Source organism: Spirosoma knui (assembly GCF_054780635.1).
On the sequence record NZ_BAAGVY010000008.1, the window covers coordinates 189,967 to 211,895 of the forward strand.

Sequence of the window (21,929 nt, forward strand, 5' to 3'; positions counted from 1 at the left end):
TTTATAGTTTCAGCGTGCCGCGCCGACCGGCTTTGGCTGCTTCGTTGAGTAAATACTTCTTATTGACTTGATCCAACACGACATAAACCGAATCCTGGTTTTCATTCAGTCCCGACAGAATGATTTCGCCTGATCCTGATCGCTCGTAATGCAATTGCAGCGTTTCGCCAGCATAATTTGGATTTCGGTTGGTAAGGGTGAGTAGTTGTCGGGTTGCGTCCACCTGATAGCTGTAGTAATGTCTACCCGCTGATCCCGCGAACTCGTACGAACGGGCCGCATCAGCCACCTGAATCTGCTCGGTATTGGTCTTGTCAATCCGAACCGGGCGGTTTGACTTAATGCTGATGGTATTCCATCGTTCGAACACGACGTCCTGCCAGCGTTTCGAGTCGGTTTTAGAATAAGGCAGTACCTGATCGGTCAGTCGGAATTCACGAACAGTATAGACACCAGCGGCCCCAGCTAAACCGGGCGTTTTGGGATATTGATACGGATCAGTCCGATACGCGCCATACGTTCTGTAGCCGTAGAGTCCTACCGCAAAGACGAGAAAGGCACCCTTTAATATAGGCCGGGCAATTTTCCAGCGACCAGCAAAAACGGGGATGAACCGGTTGGGGATCGTTGGCTCTTCCAGCGACACCAACCGCACCAGCCGGATGGCATCAAAGGCGAACAGAAAGAGGGCAATCGTAATGAGATAGAAACTATACACGTACTCTCCGCCTTCGTACGCCAGATTCGACATAAAGACATTCCCTGTGAACGGAATAATGATCAGTAGACCAATGGGGGTTGTCTTGCGGTTAAGTAATAACAATCCACCCAGGATTTCTACCAAACCTAGAAACGATTCGTACGAAGGCACAATCCCCAGGCTCATCGAGAAGAGCTTCCAGGCCGTGAAATCACCGTAGGCCGTATTCAGATTACTGATCGAAGGAAGCGGTGCCTGCATCGGAAACAGCTTGATGAATCCATAGGCAATGACGCCAATGGCGAGTCGATACCGCAGAATCACCCGCAGCCCGTAGTATAGGGCATTATATTCTAGGCGCTTCGTATCCCGGATGCTCCAGAGTAGCGTACCGACCAGGGCGAGAAGTGCCACAACCGCCCAGTTCGCGAACGTATCGTCGGGGCCGAAAAAATGGGGGGCGTATCGCGACAGATTGAACAGGTCGCGGTAGTAGTACTGCCCCCAGTCAATGGTCAGCAGATGGCGGTAAAAATGCCAATCCAGCGGAACGGTCTGAATGATGAAGTAGATAAAGAAGAATCGAAACAACACACGCTCGTATCCCTGCCATTCAGATGGTTGTCGTTGGGCGGTTTGCCACTGAGAGTCATTTGTTATCGCCCCCTCCGAAAGGTCGTTATCCCAGTCAGACACCAGGGCGGTGCTTGTCAGTTTGCTCATGGTTGAGTCTGTTTAAGGATTATTTTGCTGGTTCGTTAGGACGCACTGGTGGCTGATTCAGCACTTTGCGGGCTTGTAAGTCGAACTTTTGCCCCTTCCCCAAAAAGAAGAAGGGTCCTCCGGTACTATTTTGCCCCGACGGGTATTTGGCCGGTCCGCCGTCGCGGTTGTTAGCAATCTGCTCAGCAGTGTATACCCCTACGTATGAATTGCCAATCACCTCAAACGTATTCTGCTGGACAACAATAGCGGTACTTTCGTCGATGCCCAAACCCAGCAGTTCAGGACGGGTCTTGATAACGTCGATGAGATCAAACTGGCGATTCCGGCGCAAGACGTGCTGATCTATCGTTACGTTGTGGATGAAGTCAAGGCCCTGGGTATGATCACCGATCATAATTGAATTACCCTTGGTATCGCCCCGTACCATGAACGACCCAAGAATGGTAGCACCCGCCGACGTACCACCGATGACACCACCACGAGCCAGCAAGGCGTTAAATTCTTTATGTGACAAGGTATTGAGATACGAATCTGCAAGCCGCCAATGCCGCCCGCCCACAAACCAAACGCCCGTCGCTTTTTTCAACGGAGCCACGAATGATTCCTGATTGGCAACCTTTGGATCACGCGTATGTAAAACGGTTATGTTTTTGACGCCCAAGCTTTGTAGCCTTTCGGTCTCTCGTGGGGCCTTGTTAGCCGTAGAGTCGTCGCCCGCCGTGGGGATGATGACGATATTAGCAGTAGCGGCACCACCCGCGAGTTCAACAAAACGCCCCCAGAGTTCAGGGCTCATAGCACCGCCACCAACAATAACCAGTGCGCCTTTCTCTGGCCCAACGGTTTTTGGCGCCGTTTGCGAGAAACCAGACGTTACAATGAATAAGAAAAAGAGGAAAGATAAAATGCGTTGTGTATGCATGAGTGTTAGTTTTTAAAAATTGTAGCTTTACGTAGCTCCGACACCGCTACGGAAACAGCTTAGTACCCCTTATTCTGCGTTAGGGCTTTATCGGCCAGGATTTCGCTGTTCGGAATGGGCAATACGTATTTGTTAGGATCGGTAATGTTGAGTACTGTCCCAATTCTCCCTTTCCGTCCCAGATCGAACCAGCGATCGGTTTCAAAGGCAAATTCTACGCGCCGTTCGTCTTCGATGGCCTGGATCAAGGTTTCTTTGGTAGCGGCTGTTGACAGTGGTACGCCCGCCCGGTCACGAATGGCATTGAGGTCGGTCAGCGCGGTGGCTGTCTTACCCAGTTGAGCCCGCGCTTCGGCCCGGATCAGAAACAATTCGGCAATCCGGATTAGGTAAGCGGGGTCTGTACCGATCGGGTTCCGGTAGTATAGCTTGCCATACCAGAGATTGCCTGGAGGGGCCGTTTGTGCAATGAGTTCTTTACGGTTCCCGCCCACGTTTGGGTCGTTGAGCAACGTAACAAGCTGATTAGAAGGTGCCCACTCCCGACGGCCACTCAGCGCCGGTGGCAACCACCAGTTACTGTGTCCATTTTTGAACGAGTTGGTGTAGGCAATCTCAAATACCGACTCAGTCGTGGCAACGGCGTTGTTGGCGAAAAACGCACTGTATGGCTTTACGAGCTTATACGACGCGTCGTCGATCAGCTTAGTAGCATACTCTTCCGCCTTATCCCATTCCTGTCGATACAGATGGTAACGCGCCCGAAGTGCATAGACTGTTTTCTTCGTAACCCGGTTGCGGTTAGTAGTATTGCCCAGTAGCGGCTCGGCGGTCGTCAGGTCTTTAAGCACCTGCGCGTAGGTTACGTCCAGGGAGCTGCGCGAAATACCCGTATTATCTTGGGGCGTGTGCGTTGGTTTAAGGATGAGCTGTACCCCACCCCAACCTCTGGCCAGATCAAAGTAGGACAAGGCACGAATGGCATAAGCTTCTCCTAAAATCTGGTTTTTTCGGTCGGCCGTTAATAGCGGATCATTCAATGCAGGCACCGTTTCGAGCAGGTAATTGGCCGCCAGGATGGTCCGATAAATGGCCGCCCAGGCTGAACCCACGTAGCCATTGTCGGCCGTGAGTTTGCGGGAAGTGATTTCCTGCGGGGCTCCCTGCGAACCAGTCCACTGTACGTCGCCCCCCGACAAGTACGACAAGGCCGGTAAGTTAGACCCATAGTAGCCGTCGTTACCAAGTCGGTTGTATAGTCCGTTTAAGGCCGCTTCGGCGGTGCTGGCATTCGTTACCGCCTGTGATTCATCGACCTGCTGCTCGGGCTGAACGTCCAAAAATTGCTTGCAGCCCGTTAAGAGAAAGAAAGAGAAGAGTATTGCTAATTTTTTCATTACCGATACGGGGTTCACGTTAAAGTGTCAGATTCAGTCCAAACTGGCCGGTGCGTGGTTGTGGGGGCGTTCCAAGGTCATATCCCTGGACGGATTGGCTGGAGGTTACGTTCACCTCCGGATCAGGCCCTTGGTAGTTGCTTAGCAGCAGCAGGTTAGAGCCGTTGTAGTAGATCCGCGCCGAGGCCACGCCAATCTTGCGAAGAATCGATTTTGGAATCGAGTAACCCAGCACCACCGAATTCAGCCGTAAAAACGACCCATCTTCCACAAAGCGGCTGATTGGATTGAGGTTGTAATTGTTGCCCTGCGTAGTCAGTCGGGGTACGTCGGTAATGTCCCCCTCTTTCTGCCAGCGATTCAACTGATTTTTATTGATGGCCCGCCGGTCGTCGCGCGTTCCGCCTGACTCATGAAAGAACCGGTTCGAGTTGAATACCTTGTTACCAGACTGAAAATTAAAGAAGACCGACAGGTCGAAGCCCTTGTAGGAGAAAGTGTTGTTCAGTCCACCAAAGAACTTTGGTAACGCGCTGCCGTAGAACTGCTTGTCGGCTACGGTGATGGCACCGTCTTTATTCACGTCTTCATACACGGCGTCGCCCGTTTTCGGATCAACATACAGTTGCTTATAAACAAAGAATGCGTGGTAAGGCTGTCCCTGCGCCAGTCGTTCAACGGAGTAGCTGGCATCAACGGGGATCGACAGCTTTTCCACTCGGTTCACGTTGGTCGCGATGTTGAAGCTAGTATTCCACTGGAAGCCATTCTTGTTGACGTTGAGCGTATTGAGCGCAAATTCAAGGCCCCGGTTGCTGATTTCGCCGTCATTCTTGTAAATGCTCGCAAAGCCTGAACTCTGGGCCAGTGGTACTTGTAACAGTAAATCGTAGGTATACTTCGAATACGCGTTGACTTCTAAACCAATACGGTTGTTGAATAACCCTACGTTCAGCCCGATATTGGCCTGGCGAGTGGTTTCCCATTTCAGATCAGGATTGGCGAGCTGCACCGGAAACGTACCGGGGTTATCCTGGTAGTTGTAGCCACCACCCCAAAGGCCGCGCGATGCGTAGTTGTCAATGCCGTTCTGGTTACCCGTCCAGCCGATGCTGGCTCGTAGTTTCAGGTCGCTCAAAAAGCTTACGTCCCGCAAGAATTCCTCTTGTTTCACCTGCCAGGCTACACCCGCCGATGGGAAATAGCCCCAGCGCCGATTAGCGCCGAACCGCGACGAGGCATCGGCTCGCAAGCTGGCTTCCACGAAATATTTCCGGGCAAAATTGTAGTCCACCCGTCCGAAGAAAGACACCAGACTCGACTGATTCCGGTTTGATGATGAAGTGGTTACCGACGCCGACGTAATCTGCTTGAAAGCATCCGACGGAAAATTCGTACCCTGTGCTAGTGTTTGCGTCGACACATTTCCCTGCACAGAGTTCCCGACCAAAGCCCCAAATGAGTGGTCGGTGCCAAACGTTTTGCGGTAGGTCAACGTCTGCTCATTAATCCAGACAGTGTTTTTGCTGATGCTTGACGTAGCTAAGCCTTTACTGGCACTACCCCGGTTCGTCAGTGTGTTCCAGTACTCATACTCATTATAGTCGTTGTAGTCAAGGCTCCAACTGCTACGTAACTTCAGTCCTTCGATAATGTCCAGCTCGCCATATAGATTACCAATGTAGCGCGTACTGGTCGAATTCATGTCCGTGTTGTTGATCAAAACATCGAGGTTGTCAAAACCAGCCCATTTGCCGTACGTACCGTCGCTATTGAACTTGGGCAGATACGTCGGCGTATGGAGAGCCGCCTGCAAAATCCCCCCTTGTGGCCCGTCGCCGACACGAGCGTTAGTCCGTTTTGACTGCGACATAATGTTGCTCGTACCAATACGGATGCGGTCAGTCAGGTCGTGATCGAGGTTAAGTTTGAAACTAGATCGCTGAAAATCATTGGTTCGTAGCGTAGCCTGCTGGCTTGTGTATCCTCCACCCAGATAGAAGCGAGTGTGCTGATTCCCACCCGACACGGAGAGATCGTAGTTCTGGAGAACACCCGTCCGGAAGATATCCCCTAACCGATCGTAGGTTTGTTGTTCTTCGGGCAAACCGCGTCCCCCTTCTGATTTAGGCCGGAACGGGCGTGTTTCAGGTGATTTACCATCGTTCGCCCAGGCTTCATTAATCAGGGTTGCGTGTTCGGGCCCCGTTACTAAATTCCAAAGTTTAGGAGCCCACGCCTGACCAACAGCAGCATTGAGCGTCACCTTCGTTTTGGCGTTGTAAGCACCCCGCTTGGTCGTAATGACCACAACGCCATTGGCTGCCCGGGCGCCGTAAATTGCCGTTGCTTCGGCATCCTTTAGAATGGAAATTGACTCAATATCAGCTGGGTTGATGTCGGCCAGCGGGTTATTGGCCTGCCCCTGTGTAGTGATCTTCTGTAACGACTGGTTGTTGACAAAGACGCCGTCAACAACGTAGAGCGGGTCATTACTGGCGTTGATCGAGGTAGAGCCCCTAATTCGGAAGTATATGCCGTCGCCCGGTACGCCCGTGTTGGCACCCACCTGAACACCAGCCGCCCGCCCCTGCAACTGCTGATCGAAACTAGCCACTGGCCGGTTTTTTACTTCTTCGGCGTTAATCTGCGTTACCGAGCCGACTAGGTTCTTTCGGTCCTGAGTACCATAGCCTACCACCACAACCTCATTCAACTGTGAGGTTGACTCCTTTAGTTGTACATCGAGGGATGATTGATTGCCAACGGCTAGATTAGTCGATTGATAACCAATGGCCGATATTACCAATATTTCACCTGGGCCAGCGTTGATTGTGTAACGTCCGTTGGCGTCGGTTGATGTGCCTTTGGTCTGATTTTTCAGCACCACATTAGCGCCCGGCAGCGGTTCACCGCTTTCGGTTCGGACAGTCCCCGACAGTTGACGTCCTTGAGGTGCGGTTGTTTGTGCCAGCAAACAACCATACGTGAGCAGCCAAACTGCCCATGCATATAAAAATTTTTGCATTACTTTGTATTGGTTTGTGATAGAATGAGGCTTGTCAGAGCCTTGTTTGTGAACCAGCCAGGGTGGTTGCAGCCATCCTGGCTTTTTCTTTCTTGGTAAACCGGCCAGTTGCAGCTAGCAGGTTAACCGAATACGTCTTGCTTTATTTACGTGTTTCAGGTTCTAACGTCAGCGTCGCCAACGGTTTACTATGTGTTCCCTTTAAAAAGTCATTTTGTGTAGCTAGTTAGAGTTGAGCGAATTAATATTATCTGTTTATGAGCGGAAGGAATTGGATGTAAACCAGCGGTGGCAATATGTGTACACATAGCAGCCAGCGCAGAACCCGCCCAGCGATTCCAAAGCAGCAAATATGATCAGAATGCTACTTAAGGCGACTGTGCCCCAGCCAAAGACCTGAAACAGGCCAATGCTCACGGCGAACGCCAAGCCAATGCGGGCAGCAAATCGTTTAGGCGCCTGATCAGTGCCTTTGTAGGGCAGGTGAAATAGCTTCACCACCCCATCGGCTACGATTCCGAATGGGCTAAACTTACCTGCATTGAAGGCGCGCAGACCAAAATCAACCGCCAACAGCCCAATTAACACAACGTTGTTTGTTAAGAGATACGCCAGGGCTGTCAATAGCACCAGAAAGGCGACCGTACGTACTTTGTTTTCATTTACCTGTATGCCATCTGTTGGGCACACTATCGATTCGTTAGCCATTCGATCTAGACATTAAGAAGTTGCGAACCAGCAATGGCCAACATGCCGAGTAGCCAGAGCGCGAAAAAACTTCGTGAATATGGATTTAAAGCCTCTTCGGGCTCGTTGATAAACGCTGGCGTTGCTGAGCTCAGCGCCTGCACCTGATCTACGACGGTCTCCATATCAAAAGGCGTATCGAAGTTTTCGTCTATGTGGTGATAAGCGATTTGGCGGTCCTGATCAATCACGTATAACGCTGGGATAAACGCTTCATCCGATATACCCGACACCCGATCCCAAACGGGACTATCTTCGTTGTACACCCCAAACTGACGTGACACTTGCAGGTCAGTATCGTGCGCGAACAGGAAATTCATCTCTTTCCCCTGCCGTCTCAGCGATTGCGGAGATTCATTCGATAGCACCACCAGTTCTACACCCAGCTCCAGAAGCGATTCATTGAGTTTCACCAGTGAGTCCAGGTAAGGGCCAGCGTAACGTCCCCAGCAAGGGCAATAGAAACTCACCACCACCGGTTTTGTCGTGACCAGGTCCAGCAGCGACACAGTTGGTCCCGGAGTCGGATAATTAAACAGCGAAGCCCGCCAATCGCCTGAACCACCCGTCAGATTAAAGAATGGCGCAGTGTCGCCGGTTGTCAATGGACTGACTGAAACAGGAGCCCGACGAGTTTTGGTGACTATAGATCGGATTTCACCTAATTCATTTTCAAATTCGAGTGTCATAGATATGTGTTGTTCAGTTGTTATTTTCAAAATTTATGTTTCTCCCGTCTGCCCGTTTCATTTTAACCCCATTATTATATCTATTCTATGTAATTAATAGATTAATATAGTATATAAAAGGATTCTTGAAGTTAGACAGCTATACAGCATTATTCTTGAGTGATCAGAAAGGCTTGGCGTCAGGCAAAGTCCTGGTTGTCTATCAACAACAGGCCGTCTTATAAACGGGTAGGGTAACGCACATTCGCGACCGGGAAACAAAAGTTTCAAGTGAGAGGACCGGTCGGATGGTTTGCGTTTTCATGATAAAAAATGGGCCGTTTCAAGTATCAGCCGATTAAGTTCATGGGCAAAGGTGAAAACCAATTTTATGTTACGCAAGCTTTTTTCGAAAAAACTTTACGAAAACCGGCAAAACCTAATCCGTGCAATGCATTGACAATCAACCCCCTAATCTCGATAGACTAGTCAAAAGATGTTGGTACTCGTTACGGCATGATGTAGATTAGCTAGCCCATCCTATTCTCCCCCGCTGATCGACCACCTTCGATTCCATTTCCTTAAGGCAGTCGACTAAAAATTGTTTCTGCAATTCGTTTCATGCCTAAATCACCCGGGTGATTTGCCACTCCGGTATGATCGACGCGATGCTCCACCCTATCCTCGCCACCTACCACTGCTCCCATATTGCTCTTGTTTTCCTTTGTATCGAGCTTAGATAAGGGAATGAACAGTACGCCCGCTTCGTTTGAAGCCTCTGACATGACCATGTCTTTAGCCGCATTGGTCCAGAAGCTTCCAGTTGTCACTACCGTAGCAGTTGGTACTTTTTGCTGGATGTACGTCAATAAGTTCAGGTATGACGTTTTGTAATTCGTTACGTCCCGAACATTCTCGCCCAAACGGATAACCACCAGATCAGGTTGGCGGATAAAGGCGGTATCGTAAGCGCTCAACGCGAACGTTTCGTGGTTACGCTCCCAGTTGGCGGCCTGTATGACCGAGAAGCTTAGTGAAGGATTTTGTTGCCGGAGTAAACCGACCAGCACATGCACAAAATCATTTTCGGCGGTGCTGGCCGCCATTCCCCAGTTACCCCACCAGTAGGGAGCCAACCCATGTCGGGTAATGCTGTTTCCGATTATCAGAACGTTTTTGTAAGCACGCGTTGAGCGTACCGGACGGCTGGCCGCTTCGGTTGAGACAGGTGTGTTAGTTTGGTTCAGGGCAATGCGGTACGAGAACGAAAGAGTAGCATTCGCCCGGGTCGATAAGGGGGCATTATATCCTTTTTCTGTATACACCAGTTTACCCCCGCTCCCAACGTAACAGCGTAGCCCCGCTACGGGTGTTTTGATCAAAATCTGCTGACCCGATTTGATGGGTTCGTACAGGGTCAATTTATTTATGCCAGCTCCTAGCTTTCTGGTAAACTCACGTTCAACAATAAACAGATTGTTCTGATCAATCAGTCCGATGGCAAACGTAATGGCTCCGGGCTTTCCTACGTTTATATCCATCGCAACCACCTGACCATCAGCGGACGATACGTCTGCGTTACCATACCACCCCTGGCTATGACTGGCTGTCAGCGCTTTATTGAAACGGGTGTCTTTGCCAACAATCAGGGTATCACTACGACCGGACTGGGCAGCATACGCTGGATAACAAAAGAGTTGATTACCAATAACACCTGCCAGTACTAACGCAGTAAGTAACAGGAGCGATTTTAGGCAATAGTGGTTGGCAGACACAGGCAGTACTAAAGAAAATAGCGAAGTCGCTTAAGCCGATTATTTCAATCCTCTTTTCACCCCATTCAGCGGATTGTCGGGCGCGTTCCGCGAGGGGGTCAGCCAGGCACCTTCCCCGTATTCGTTCCAGGCATATAAGAGGGCAATCTTTTCCTTCGCAGTCTTTTCTGGATTTTCCGTTATCCATTGCTTAGCCAGTTGCACATCCTTGTACACCGAATTGGCTGAAAACCCTTTGTATCTGGGCGAAGTCCGGTAGGATTTATTCAGGTTTGCCCACGGCCTGGGGTCCCAGTTCAACGTAACGGTCGGCATGTAGGGAATGGGCGATTCCCGGAATTTCTGCCATAACCGCCAGCTGGCCGTCCGCATGCTATCGATAGGCGTTTCGGTGACGTTCGGTGCAAAACCGGCTGAATGATAGTTATAGCCCGTTAACAGATCGACCCCACACTCCTGGGCTTGTTTGAGCGAGGCCGGATTAGGCGATATACATCCCGCGATGGAAACACCGGGAAGCCCTGCGGCAACGGCGGCTGTTCGCAAACTATCGAACGCCTGACGGACAGCCGCCGTTGTACCAAACTGGCTAACCAACGTATTGACGCTAAAAAAAATCAACAGCGGGCGATCATTGGCTTTTAGGTAAGTAGGGTCCTTAAACAAATCAAGCCAGGCTTTTGAAACTGTGCTCCAGTCTTTGGGGCCGATCATATAGCCCTGGTGATTGGCTACCAGCAGACAGTATTTCAGTCGGCTTTTATTGTCTGCTTTCCGATACAGATCAAGGGCGTGGTTCTTGGGATCGTTCTGAAAATTAGGGGTGTTGTTGGTTGGATAATACCAGCAGAAGCTAAAAAACGACAAGCCTGCATCGGCGGCAGCGTCAATCTGATCGTGCACGACTCGGGGCGAACTGGTCAGCCAACCCCAGATCGGCTCGCGCTCCGGGAAACTATCGACCAGAGCACGGGGAATATGCATAGGGGTTTGCCCGGTCCAGCCATCAAAATAATACGCGCCCAATTGCATCGGCTGGCCGCGACTCAGCTTTACTTCATTCGTAAAGCTTACCAACGATCCGAGCAGGCAGGTCGTCAAAAACAAGAATAAAAACGGTTTATAACGCATTACGTAGTTCGTTTAAGGGGCACCAGCACCGAATGATCTATCCAGCACCGAATGATCTATACGAAAGCAATATGTAAGACCTCCTTTGTACCCCTCCCGGCCTCCCTTCGAAGGGAAGGAGCTTCTTGAACTGGCTAGTTTTAACTCCTCCCCTCGAAGGGGAGGTTGGGTGGGGTATTTGATGGTATCAGCCTACGTTAAAAACGGTATATTTCCTCTGACACCGCATTAGCTATTCTTTTGCGCGTATGCCCCTCACGCAGCGACCAACCATCCCCGTCCCCTCTCCCGGTGGACAGATACGAGTCGTCCATTGCCATTAGGGCAAACACGCCGTGTATTCAGCACTGGTCTGGTTAGCCTAATTCAGGCACGCGCCAGTACCAGTGGTTCCCACACGATCCCGCTGCTGAGCAAAATCTTAAAAACACTCACTGTCAGGGCAGTCGTCCAGCTATTTGTGCACAGGGGCATCGTCAGGCGCATTTATTTTTTGTCGATAAACTTCACCCCCGAAAACGAAAAAGCCGTGGAATCCGTCAAGGTTTTGTTGTAGTAAGGCGAATACATCTTTGCCGAAATCGTGCTTGCGTCGGGATCGATTTCCAGAAGCCGGATATACCCCCCGCCATGATCCTGCGATTGCCAGTTCTGAAGTAACTGATAGATGTGATTACCGTTCTCGCCCAGATCGTCGCGCCAGGCCGAGTATACTACGTGACCGCTCAGAACCAGTAATACGTTCTTATGCTTACGAATCAACTGATCAAAGATCTGTGCCGGACTTAAATCGCCGTAGCCTGCATTTCGGGTGCTGATCTCGCCGGCGGGGTTCAGGTGATAGTGAGTTAAGATAATCACATTATGATTGGGGTGATCCCGGATAATCGACTGCGCCCAGTCAACCGGACCCTGGCGGGCGCAGAATTCGAGGGCCATCACGAGCCAGTCTTTTCCCCCGGCTGAGAACGTATACCAGGCATTATCACTTTTCGTTTCCTCGTACCGCCCCCGCTGACTCGTAAATCGACTAACAGGAAAGTACGTATTGAACTTGCCGGTTTTCCGCAGATTCTGATTGACATTACCGGGGGCCGCGCTACCCGCGTTATACCGAACGGCTCCGGTATCATGATTTCCCAGGGTGATGGCATAGCTTATGCGAGCACTGTCCAAAACAGTAAAAATTTTACTGGCCGTCTGCCAATGCGTAATGGTATCGAAGTTCACTACGTCGCCCACATGAAGTACAAAGGGAATACGTAACGAATCTCTCTTCTGAACAATCCAGTTCAACTGGCTGGAAAACATGTCTGGTTTTGAGCCAACTTCCTCCTGCGTATCCGGAAGAACGGGGATGGTAAATTTCTGCGAGAAGCAGTACGTGCTGGTTATCAGCAGTAATAAGAAGGTATAATGCTTTCGTCGTGTCATAAAATGCGATTCATTAATTGCAGTAGCTTCCGGAATCCCCTCCCCTATTTTGGGAGAGGAGTTAAGATAATAAACTGATTACCAGCCTGGATTTTGTTTTAAGGCTGGATTCAGGCCAACCTCATTAACCGGAAACGGCCACAGGTAATCTTTGGCCGGATCGAACCGGCGGAAGGAAGCGCCCTGGACAATAACGTAGCCAGCGGCATCTAACTGAACCGGAACGGCGGTACCAAACTCCTGTTTAAAGAAGTAGTTTCCCATTACGGCTTTCGGCAACTCGATTTCTGCGGTTTTCCAGCGGATCAGATCCCAGTAGCGCAGGTTCTCCTGAGCCAACTCTACCCGTCGCTCCCGGCGGATTTCCTCCCGCATATCCAGGCCGTTGGCCGTCACAAACGCGTTGGTCAGTTTAGCAATCCCCCCCCGCTGACGAAGGCGGTTGATGCTCAATTCGAGGTTGGCATCGGTTATGCTTTCGTTCAGTTCAAACTGGGCTTCAGCATACGTCAGCAACACCTCGGCATAGCGCATAATCACCCAGTCGAGCAGGGCCTGACGCGTCAGAAAATCGTTCGCATTGAAGTATTTCTTAGGCGCGAAGGCCGTTTTATTGTACTGCATCTGGGGGGTAAACGTAGCGCCCTGGTTGAAGGGCTCTCCCTGTTTAAACACTGAAGCGGCCAGGCGCTCGTCGCGGTTCGTGAACACATCAACTGACGTAACGGGAGCCTGATACAGCGGAGATTTCGTGATTGGCAACCCATCTTTCATCAGGTAGCTATCGACTAAGCTCTTGGTGGGATTAGCCCCGCCGGTATACAGATCGAGCGAGTAGTTGTGGTTCAGGACGATATTGCTGGCGCTGGTCCCGTATTGTTTCACCAGGATATTTTCCAGGTTCTGACGCCCTTCACCCGCGTATTGAAACAGGTTGTAGTAACTCGGAAACAGATCGTATTGCTTACTATCCATCACCGCTTTGGCCGCTGTAACCGCCAGGTTGAGGTGCTTAGCCGGATCGCCATACTTGTGAAACTTAGCGCGTGTTCCTTCAAACAAAGCCACCCGCGCTTTAAATGCCAGCGCCGTCGTATTAGCAATTCGCCCGTAGCCAGCCGTGCCTAACTGCGTAGGCGTCTGTAGGTTAGTGGCCGCATAGTCCAGGTCCTGATAAATCTGATCGATCACCTGATCACGGGTAGCAGCCGGCTGCCTTAATTCGGGCGATGTTTCGGTAAGTGTCTGCAGAATGAGCGGCACACCGCCGTATTTCTGAACCAGTTGTAAATACCCGAAGGCCCGAAAGAAGCGTGCTTCGCCCAGATACCGATTGAGAATGACCGGCGTAACGGCAGCCTGTGGCCCTTTTTCGAGCAGGTTGTTGGCCGCCCGAATCAGCAGATATGGTTGCGAATAATCTGCTGCGGTGGCCGGAGCCAGCCGCGTACCATCGCCAACTGAATTCGACTGCACGCCAAAGGCGTTGTCGGACCAGACTTCGTCCAGGGTGAAGCCCGGCAGGAACGTATACAGGTAGTTAGCCGCACTTTTGAGGTCGGTTTCCGACTTCCAGAATGAGGGGTCGCTGATCTGGGTTTCGGGGATTCGCTCAACCTCACAGGCAAACAGGCTGAACAGTAGCAGAATACACCCGAGTTGTATGGTTTTCATGATCGTGATAGAGTCAGTGTCTTAGAATGAAATATTGAGACCCACGGCGGCTGTGGCGAAGAAGGGATAATCGGCGGCAACACCGTCGCGCTGCTCAGGATCGAAATACCCTTTGAAAAGGCCAAGCCCCGAAAACGTCAGCAGATCCTGACCGGTGAAATAAATCCGGGCACTTCCCATCTTCACTTTGTTCAGCAATGTTTTAGGCAGAGAATAGCCGATCTGAATATTCTTCAGCCGCAGATATTGCCCATTGAGCACCCAGCGGTCGGACGTAAGGTAGTTGTGGGTGGCGTTGGTAAACGGACGAGGCCAGAACGCGTTAGGGTTTTCGGGTGTCCAGAAATCGCGGTGGATGGCCAGGGGTTGATAAAAGCTGGCAATGAACGGGTCCAGCGCCTGGCGGGTGGGCAGGAAATTCCGTTTGCCGACACCCTGAAAGAACGTAGTGAAATCGAAGCCTTTCCACTGCATGCTCAGGTTAAATCCGAACAGATAACGTGGTTGAGTGGTCCCCAGATAAATCAGATCGCCGTGATCTTCAGCGCTTCCCGAACCGACGTTAATTTTTTTATCCCCGTTTAAATCAACATACTTAATATCGCCCGCAGCAGTGCGGCTGTCCTGAAACGCCCAGTTCTTCACCTCATCGGCCGCCTGAAAATACCCATCCGTTTGGTACCCCCAGATCGTGTTCAGTGGATAGCCTTCCAGCGTTCCCACCGTTCCCGCCGAGATGACGCGTCGGCCCGCGAAATTGACCAGCCGGTTCTGGTTATCCGATACGTTGGCCGCAACCGAGAATGTAAAATCCTTACCGATCCGCTCGCGGTACCGCAGCTCAGCCTCCCAGCCCCACGATTTCAGCTCACCGTTGTTGATGCGCGACGTACCAACCCCGAACGTAGCGGGTAACTGTAAGGCTGTCAGCATGTTCCGGTTAAACTTCACGTAGTAATCGAAACTGGCCTGAATCTTATTTTTAAACAAGCCGAAGTCGAGTCCACCATCCGTAGTTTCGATGGTTTCCCAGGATAGGTTCGACGAGGGAACAACGGTCTGGGCGAAATACGTACTCTTTACCTCGGGCGAACCAAGCACCAGCGCAGAGCCCCGGTTCAGCAAGGCCAGGTAGTCGTAATAACCAATGCCCGAAGCCGCTCCCAGTGTTCCCCAGGAACCCCGCACTTTAAATTCGGAAATGACCGGCACATTGAACCAGGGTTCGCGGTGCATATTCCAGCCCGCCGAAACCGACGGGAATGCTTTCCGGCGCAGGTTGGGGGCGAGCTTCGAGCTTTCATCAACCCGGAAGGTAGCTTCAAAGAGGTACTTATCCGCAAAGTTGTAGTTGAATCGCCCGAAATACGACTGAAAGGCATAGGTCGATACACTCTGCGAGTTGGTTTTCGAGTTTTCGTCGCCCAAACCCAGGGCAGGCAGATCATTACTGGCGAGGGCCGTTACGCCGGTAGATATACTTTCGAGTCGGCTGGACTCCCACTGGTAACCGCCCAGCACATGAAACCGGTGCTTGGTACCAAGCGAAAAATCATAATCGGCCAGAAATTGCAGGTTGTTATTGAGGGTCTGGTCTTTAGAGACCGTATACCGGTTGGGCGTATTCAGGATCTCTCCTACAGCGGTGCGGTACCACCGTTCAACGGTTCGGCTAAAGATGTCCCGGTCACCCCGCCGGTACTGGGTTCCGTATACAGCTCTTAATTCCAGTCCTTTTGCGAAGTTTGCCAGCCGGGCCGTAAAGACCCCATCGAAAAAATTCCGGTTGTAATTATTATACCCCCCCGCGTCCATAATGGCATAGGCCGTTGCGCCATGACCCGCCGTATAACGCCCTTCGGGGGTCAATAGCGGGTTAGAACTGGAATACCGATACACGTTGTACAGTAGAGCCCCATTCCCGTTGAGGTTTGCCGACGAGGCTTCCTGACGTTGCAAGGTATAGGTGATCCGCGAATCCAGCGACAGGTGCTTGGTGAGTTGGGTGCCTAGATTGAACCGGACATTGAAGCGGTCGTTTCGATCCGGCCCGACCTTAAAAACGCCCTGCTTGTTGTAGTAGCCAAACGAGATCAGGTAATTCAATTTGTCCGTACCACCCCGTGCCGACATATTATACGTCTGCATCGTCGTATTTTTCCGAAGCATCTGATCGACAATACTCTCGTTGCCAAAATACTGGTACCGGGTTGTGTCGTTTGGGTTGATGCGGTAGGTGATCTTACCTTCCTTCAGAATCTGAATGGTTTCATCGGTATAGCCAGCCGCGGCTCCCGAGTTGAGCCGGGCCATATTGTTGAATGTCAGCTCTTCCCAGGTTGGCAGGCGATCCGGTACGTTCAGGGCCCAGTCAATACCGGTGATCGATGAAAACTCGAAAACGGTCTTTCCCTGTTTGCCTTTTTTGGTCGTCACCAGAATAACCCCTCCGGCAGCCTGAGCGCCGTAGATGGCGGCCGCAGCGGCATCTTTCAGCACACTAATGCTTTCAATATCGTTGGGATTCAGCGACATCAGCGTTGCCCCCGGATTGGTCACCCCGTCAACGATGAGCAGTGGCGCTACGTTTCCGTTCGCCGACGTAGCCCCGCGCACCTGAATTCCAATGCCGTCATCGTCGCCGGGCTGGCCCGTTGTCCGGGTGATCGACAGGCCGGGTGACAAACCCTGTAAGGCCAGCGCTACGTTGGCCACGGGCCGGTTCTCAATCTCTTTGGCATCGACCGTGGAGACCGCTCCGGTCATGTTGGCTTTCTTCTGCGTACCGTACCCGACCACAACCACTTCGTCCAGCGACTGATCGTCAGGGGCCAACGTAACGTTGATCACCGTTTGATTACCAACCGTAATTTCTTTTTTCAGATAACCAACGAAGCTGAACACCAGTACCGCCCGGCTGTCGGGAACCGATAGTTGAAACGCCCCTGTCTTGTCGGTCGATGTGCCCCGTGTGGTTCCTTTAATCACTACGCTGACACCCGGCAGTTCATTTCCCTGCTCATCCTTGACCAGGCCCGAGATGGTATTATCCTTCGGCGCAGACGCGCTTATATTGGTCTGCAGGTTCGTATTGACCAGACTGGCCGCTGCTGTTCCTGCATTGGTTTGCTCCCGGTTGGTTGGCTTAACGGCAGGTTTGGGATAGATCAGATACGAGCCGTCGCTTAGTTTTTCGAATGTCAATTCGAGCGGACTTAACACCTCGTTCAGAACCGATTCGAGTTTATCGTGCTTCTGGCCAAGTACGGAGATGTCGACCATTTTCTGATTCAATTGCCGGTAATTGTAGTTGAATTCGACCTGATACCGCTTGGCAACCTGTCTCAGAAGACGTGGCAATGCCACCACCGTCGACTTGCCGGGCTGCGTGTCTTCTCGCGTCTGCACAACTCGGTTAAGTCGGGCAAAGTGCTGGGCCTCCGCTTTTGAGTAAGGAAGAGCTCCCAAACCAAAAATGAGTAAACTGCTACTGAGAAGTAGGTTTCTTTTCATGCGGGTACTACTTTTAAGGTGAAACTTCGGTTTTGTGCCGTCTGCAAACCAAAACCTTGGCGGGGGCAGGAGTGCAGGCGGCTATTGTTTAATTGATCTGATACACGTTTCCGGACTGATTGACCCGCACCTGGTAGAGCTTTTCCAGCTTCAGAAAGAAGGAGTCGAGGGAGTCAGTACGTACTGAACCCGCAAACGTTTCCTGCCTCAGTTCATCGCTGCACTGGATGTCTACCCCGTAGGTATCTTCCATCCAGTCGAATAACTCACCCAGCGGTTTGTCTTCGACGTACAGGCTGCCGTCTTTCCAGGCAGTTGACAGTTCGGCCTGAACGACACTTTTCTGTAATACTGGCGTAGTGGCCGACGCAGGCTTCTTCGCTACCACCATCTCGCCGGGTTTTAGCAGTACGTCGGGCTGGCGCTGCGTCTGGTCGACGACCCGCACCGATCCGGACTGGAGCGTGACGCTGACATTGCCGCGCCGATCGGTTACGTTGAAGACGGTCCCCAACACCTCGATGTTGAGCTGCCGGGTCGTATGGACCACAAACTTTTGATGCGTAGGGGTGTGCTTAATCGAGAACAACGCTTCACCGGTGAGCCAGGCCCGCCGATTACCAGCCGAGTCGGTTTCAAACCGCAATGAGGAATGTCCATTAAGCCAGACAATAGACCCTTCCGGCAGTTCGATTCGCTTTTTTTCACCGTATTGGGTCTCAAAGGACAACTGCCCCTGTGCTCCTCCCAAACGGTTCATAAACCACCAACCGGCCAGAACCAGCAGGATTCCCGTTACGCTGGCGGCTGCGGCTAACCACCAGCGTCGCTGGCCGATGGCAATAACCGGCCGGAAGGCGCCCGGTTCCTGTTGCTGAATCCGTTGAACAGCGCCCTGATACATCTTTTCTTCCAGTCGGTTCTGTTCGTCCGCTTGCAGGTCTTCCAGGGCAGATTGATCGGTCAGGGCATCCTGCCATAGCTGCTCTAGTTGCTGACGCTCTTCGGGAGTTGCCGTTCCAGTTCGGTATCGTTGAATGAGACGTTGAATATCAATTGGGTCCATTGTTGTGGAAAGGGTTCATAGTATAAGACGGTTCAGCCGGGCACTTCCCTCAACTCAGGCGAAAAATAATCTTCCAGCGATTCAATTTATCCTAAACATGATGCTATTATCCGGTAGAAAAAGTCAAATTTCGGGCTCTACGGTACCCAGAAGGCCATTATGGATAATTTGTAAATCGGAGGCACTCCGGTGAATAATTACCGTGGAGAGACGATGACGAGGAGGCTTCAGAAGCCAATATTATGTTTTTGTGAAAAAGCCATGAATAGAATAGCGGTAGGCAAATCCTTTATGGGGTAAAGCCTTTATTTGCAAGCGCTAGTTTAACAAACCCGCGTACCACCCTATGGCTGATCGTCATTCCCCAAATTCTGAAGCAACATGGCTTGCTCAACTCCAAGCGGGAGATGAGTCGGCCTTTACGCAGATTTATCAGCATTTCTGGTCGTCGATCTATAGTGTGACCTATAACCACGTCCGGGATCGGGCCATCGCCGAAGAACTGGTGCAGGATCTATTCGCGAACCTCTGGCTCAGACGCGCAGACCTGACGATTCACAGCTCGTTACGTGGGTATCTGTTCACCGCCATCCGGAATCAGATCTACGATTATCTGGATAAACAAACCGTTCGACAACGCGTTCATTCCCAGCTGTATAATCAGCAGGACGAAGCGGTTTACAGCACGGAGGAGATTTGTGACTTCAATGAGCTGACTACGCAGTTAAGTACGGCCGTTGAGCAGCTTCCCCAAACCGCTCAGGAGGTGTTTTCGCTCAGCCGCTATCAGTTCCTGACAAACCAGGAAATTGCTCAACGCCTGAATTTATCGCCTAAAACGGTGGAATATCATTTATCCCGTGCCTTACGATTGCTACGTATTCAGTTAAAGGATTATATGCTGCTGGTAGCGTTACTGGTTCAGGAGTGGTGAGATTGGCCTTTTACTCCTGCCAGTACTCTTTCCACTACCCCGCCATCGGTCCAAGAAACGACTGATCGGATTGGTGTTGCGTTTACGAATCTTTATGTAGAGGCCAGCTCAGGCACACGCTGACGCCAGCTTGTCACCCTACCTTTCAATAAATCGTTTTTCCATGGAAACGAACAGACAAACTCAGGCTAATCTGGACTTACTCTACTGGCAGCAGTTGCAGGGAGGTGGTGAGCTGGGCTTGAAAAAACTCATTGAGCGCTATTTCAATACGCTACAAAACTATGGCTATAAATTCATTCGGGATGAGGATTTCGTAAAAGACTGTGTACAGGAGGTCTTTATCGAAATCTGGAGTCGCCGTTCACGGATCAGTACGCCGGAGAGCGTGCGGGCGTATTTGCTGGGGTCGGTCCGGAAACGCGTGTTACGAGAGGGATTTCGCCAACGGATCAACCGGGACGATGAGGCCGCTGATCTCGAAAATGACCTGACCTTTGTGGAGTTCTCACCCGAATGGTCGGTGATTGAACAGGAAAGTCTGGCCGAAACGACCCAGCGTATTTCTGACTCGTTGAATCAGTTGCCCAAACGGCAGCGCGAAGTCATCTATCTGCGGTATTATCAAAATCTGGATCGGGATGAAATCGCCGAGATCATGGGTGTCAATCCACAGTCGGTGTCGAATTTGTTGCAGGCCGCCTTCAAGACCTTTCGGGAAAACTGGGTTGGCCCTCTGCTGCTGGCAATCTGGCTGGGCGACGTATCGTTCTGAAAAACAAATCGAATATTGAGTATCCCGGCGGCTTAGCCGCCATCTGTTTACAGCGGGGCATCCCTACTTTCTTATGAAAAACGCCGATTATCGAGACTATAGCGTTGACGACTTGACTCAGGACGAGCTGTTCCGGGACTGGGTAATCAATCGCAACAGCCAAAGTGAAGTGTTTTGGCTGGAATGGCTGGCGAAAAATGCGGACTGTGCCGATAAGGTACAATTGGCGAAAGCGTTTCTACTGGCGCTCGAAGAAAAAGATACGGGCCTATCGCCGGGAGAGCTGGACGATATTTTTGGCCGCATCGTTCAGGATAGTCGGGCTGCGGTACTTTCCTTCTGGCAAAGGCCTGCGTTCCGCGTCGCGGCCAGTGTACTGCTCATGCTCGGCATAGGTTATTTTGCCTTTGTATACCTACAAACATCAGCTACTGAACAACAGCCGCATCAGGTATCTGCTTCACTGAAGGAAATTAGCCCGGCGCTGGCTCAGGATTATGCCGAAATCAGTAACGAAAACACCCAGCCCCGAACGTTCCTGTTGCAGGACAGCAGCAGCATTGTCTTGTACCCAAACGGAAAACTGCGCTATCCAAAGGAGTTCGACGCTAACAAGCGCGAAGTTTACCTGACTGGCCGGGCTTTCTTCTCGGTCAAACGAAATCCGAAACGACCGTTCTGGGTATACACCGACCAGATTTCGACCCAGGTTCTGGGAACCAGCTTCCTGGTAACCACAGATGCCAGCCACGCGAAAGTAGCGGTTCACTCAGGTCGTGTGTCGGTCTATATGCGTACCGACGTAGAGCGTCAACCCCAGGCGGGCAAGCATGAATCGGCCGGTGTCGTTCTGACGCCCAACCAGCAGGTCGTGTTCTCAACGACCGAAAATCGGTTGATAAAGTCGGTGGTCAAGCAACCCATTACGTTGCAGACAGTGCCTGCAAACGACTATATCTTTGATGAAGCTCCCATTACGCAGGTGTTTAGCTTACTCGAAAAAACGTATGGATTGCCTATAGTGTATGATGCGTCGAGCCTGGAAAATTGTTACCTGACCGCCAATCTGACGGGTGAATCGCTTTTCGACAAGCTGAATCTGATCTGCAAGATCACCCGATCGTCCTATGAACTGGTTGATGGCCAGATTGTCATTCACAGCAAAGGATGTGAGACCAAATAACGTGAGTTATGAATAAACTGCTGACGCGCGTCCCTTCGACTCCGCCGTGGCAGGGTCTAGCGGCAGTAAATCACTTACTTAGTTAAGATCCTCAGCTTCGGCGCGACCTATAACCAACGCATAAACGAACTGATTTTGAACACCTTATCTTAGCATAATAAATTTTTTCTAAAAAAATCACAAAAAAACAGTATCTATTACCCGTTGCTGCTATCCATGAGCAAACCCTTCTTATCTCATGGATAAATGCTACCAA

The 21,929-nt window shown here is 51.2% G+C and carries 15 protein-coding genes; 3 read left to right on the forward strand and 12 right to left on the reverse strand.

Annotated elements, in window-relative coordinates:
• Position 1: 1 nt before the first annotated feature.
• From ACYVIY_RS17555 to ACYVIY_RS17610, 12 genes are all read right to left on the reverse strand, one after another.
• Complete coding sequence (locus ACYVIY_RS17555; RefSeq protein WP_460977685.1) at positions 2-1,423, reverse strand: DoxX family protein; 1,422 nt, start codon at positions 1,421-1,423, stop codon at positions 2-4.
• Positions 1,424-1,442: 19 nt separating this feature from the next.
• Positions 1,443-2,348 (reverse strand): cyanophycinase, encoded by a 906-nt coding sequence (locus tag ACYVIY_RS17560; RefSeq protein WP_460977686.1) that lies wholly within the window; start codon positions 2,346-2,348, stop codon positions 1,443-1,445.
• A 59-nt stretch (positions 2,349-2,407) separates the two neighbouring features.
• Positions 2,408-3,745 carry a RagB/SusD family nutrient uptake outer membrane protein gene (locus ACYVIY_RS17565; protein WP_460977687.1) on the reverse strand — a complete coding sequence of 446 codons (1,338 nt, stop codon included), beginning with the start codon at positions 3,743-3,745 and terminating at the stop codon, positions 2,408-2,410.
• Between the two features lie 19 nt (positions 3,746-3,764).
• Complete coding sequence (locus tag ACYVIY_RS17570; RefSeq protein ID WP_460977688.1) at positions 3,765-6,773, reverse strand: SusC/RagA family TonB-linked outer membrane protein; 3,009 nt, start codon at positions 6,771-6,773, stop codon at positions 3,765-3,767.
• Between the two features lie 255 nt (positions 6,774-7,028).
• Positions 7,029-7,481, reverse strand: a complete 453-nt coding sequence (locus ACYVIY_RS17575; RefSeq protein ID WP_460977689.1) for a DUF4395 domain-containing protein — start codon at positions 7,479-7,481, stop codon at positions 7,029-7,031.
• Positions 7,482-7,486: 5 nt separating this feature from the next.
• Positions 7,487-8,209: a redoxin domain-containing protein gene (locus ACYVIY_RS17580; protein ID WP_460977690.1), complete on the reverse strand. Its 723-nt coding sequence runs from the start codon at positions 8,207-8,209 to the stop codon at positions 7,487-7,489.
• A 560-nt stretch (positions 8,210-8,769) separates the two neighbouring features.
• On the reverse strand, positions 8,770-9,963 hold the full coding sequence (locus tag ACYVIY_RS17585) for an SGNH/GDSL hydrolase family protein (RefSeq protein ID WP_460977691.1): 1,194 nt from the start codon (positions 9,961-9,963) through the stop codon (positions 8,770-8,772).
• Positions 9,964-10,002: 39 nt separating this feature from the next.
• Positions 10,003-11,094, reverse strand: a complete 1,092-nt coding sequence (locus ACYVIY_RS17590; RefSeq protein ID WP_460977692.1) for a glycoside hydrolase family 99-like domain-containing protein — start codon at positions 11,092-11,094, stop codon at positions 10,003-10,005.
• A gap of 486 nt (positions 11,095-11,580) precedes the next feature.
• The gene (locus ACYVIY_RS17595; protein ID WP_460977693.1) at positions 11,581-12,528 is read right to left on the reverse strand and encodes a metallophosphoesterase; all 948 of its coding nucleotides are present in this window, start codon (positions 12,526-12,528) and stop codon (positions 11,581-11,583) included.
• A gap of 78 nt (positions 12,529-12,606) precedes the next feature.
• Positions 12,607-14,202: a RagB/SusD family nutrient uptake outer membrane protein gene (locus ACYVIY_RS17600; protein ID WP_460977694.1), complete on the reverse strand. Its 1,596-nt coding sequence runs from the start codon at positions 14,200-14,202 to the stop codon at positions 12,607-12,609.
• 21 nt (positions 14,203-14,223) lie between these two features.
• A complete protein-coding gene (locus ACYVIY_RS17605; protein ID WP_460977695.1) occupies positions 14,224-17,715 on the reverse strand; it encodes a SusC/RagA family TonB-linked outer membrane protein in 3,492 nt (1,163 codons plus the stop codon).
• 88 nt (positions 17,716-17,803) lie between these two features.
• Positions 17,804-18,781: a FecR family protein gene (locus ACYVIY_RS17610; RefSeq protein WP_460977696.1), complete on the reverse strand. Its 978-nt coding sequence runs from the start codon at positions 18,779-18,781 to the stop codon at positions 17,804-17,806.
• A gap of 346 nt (positions 18,782-19,127) precedes the next feature.
• Here ACYVIY_RS17610 and ACYVIY_RS17615 point away from each other — a divergent pair, with 346 nt between their 5' ends.
• The 3 genes from ACYVIY_RS17615 to ACYVIY_RS17625 all read left to right on the forward strand — a co-directional run bounded on the left by ACYVIY_RS17615 (position 19,128) and on the right by ACYVIY_RS17625 (position 21,673).
• On the forward strand, positions 19,128-19,715 hold the full coding sequence (locus ACYVIY_RS17615) for an RNA polymerase sigma-70 factor (RefSeq protein WP_460977697.1): 588 nt from the start codon (positions 19,128-19,130) through the stop codon (positions 19,713-19,715).
• A 163-nt stretch (positions 19,716-19,878) separates the two neighbouring features.
• Positions 19,879-20,490 (forward strand): RNA polymerase sigma factor, encoded by a 612-nt coding sequence (locus ACYVIY_RS17620; protein ID WP_460977698.1) that lies wholly within the window; start codon positions 19,879-19,881, stop codon positions 20,488-20,490.
• 73 nt (positions 20,491-20,563) lie between these two features.
• Positions 20,564-21,673 carry a FecR family protein gene (locus tag ACYVIY_RS17625; protein ID WP_460977699.1) on the forward strand — a complete coding sequence of 370 codons (1,110 nt, stop codon included), beginning with the start codon at positions 20,564-20,566 and terminating at the stop codon, positions 21,671-21,673.
• The last annotated feature ends 256 nt before the right edge of the window (positions 21,674-21,929 follow it).

What these genes read in the sequence shown, in the direction of transcription:
- ACYVIY_RS17555 (WP_460977685.1), bottom strand. Translation starts at nt 1,423, where the DNA reads ATGAGCAAACTGACAAGCACCGCCCTGGTGTCTGACTGGGATAACGAC.
- ACYVIY_RS17560 (WP_460977686.1), bottom strand. Translation starts at nt 2,348, where the DNA reads ATGCATACACAACGCATTTTATCTTTCCTCTTTTTCTTATTCATTGTA.
- ACYVIY_RS17565 (WP_460977687.1), bottom strand. Translation starts at nt 3,745, where the DNA reads ATGAAAAAATTAGCAATACTCTTCTCTTTCTTTCTCTTAACGGGCTGC.
- ACYVIY_RS17570 (WP_460977688.1), bottom strand. Translation starts at nt 6,773, where the DNA reads ATGCAAAAATTTTTATATGCATGGGCAGTTTGGCTGCTCACGTATGGT.
- ACYVIY_RS17575 (WP_460977689.1), bottom strand. Translation starts at nt 7,481, where the DNA reads ATGGCTAACGAATCGATAGTGTGCCCAACAGATGGCATACAGGTAAAT.
- ACYVIY_RS17580 (WP_460977690.1), bottom strand. Translation starts at nt 8,209, where the DNA reads ATGACACTCGAATTTGAAAATGAATTAGGTGAAATCCGATCTATAGTC.
- ACYVIY_RS17590 (WP_460977692.1), bottom strand. Translation starts at nt 11,094, where the DNA reads ATGCGTTATAAACCGTTTTTATTCTTGTTTTTGACGACCTGCCTGCTC.
- ACYVIY_RS17595 (WP_460977693.1), bottom strand. Translation starts at nt 12,528, where the DNA reads ATGACACGACGAAAGCATTATACCTTCTTATTACTGCTGATAACCAGC.
- ACYVIY_RS17600 (WP_460977694.1), bottom strand. Translation starts at nt 14,202, where the DNA reads ATGAAAACCATACAACTCGGGTGTATTCTGCTACTGTTCAGCCTGTTT.
- ACYVIY_RS17605 (WP_460977695.1), bottom strand. Translation starts at nt 17,715, where the DNA reads ATGAAAAGAAACCTACTTCTCAGTAGCAGTTTACTCATTTTTGGTTTG.
- ACYVIY_RS17610 (WP_460977696.1), bottom strand. Translation starts at nt 18,781, where the DNA reads ATGGACCCAATTGATATTCAACGTCTCATTCAACGATACCGAACTGGA.
- ACYVIY_RS17615 (WP_460977697.1), top strand. Translation starts at nt 19,128, where the DNA reads ATGGCTGATCGTCATTCCCCAAATTCTGAAGCAACATGGCTTGCTCAA.
- ACYVIY_RS17620 (WP_460977698.1), top strand. Translation starts at nt 19,879, where the DNA reads ATGGAAACGAACAGACAAACTCAGGCTAATCTGGACTTACTCTACTGG.
- ACYVIY_RS17625 (WP_460977699.1), top strand. Translation starts at nt 20,564, where the DNA reads ATGAAAAACGCCGATTATCGAGACTATAGCGTTGACGACTTGACTCAG.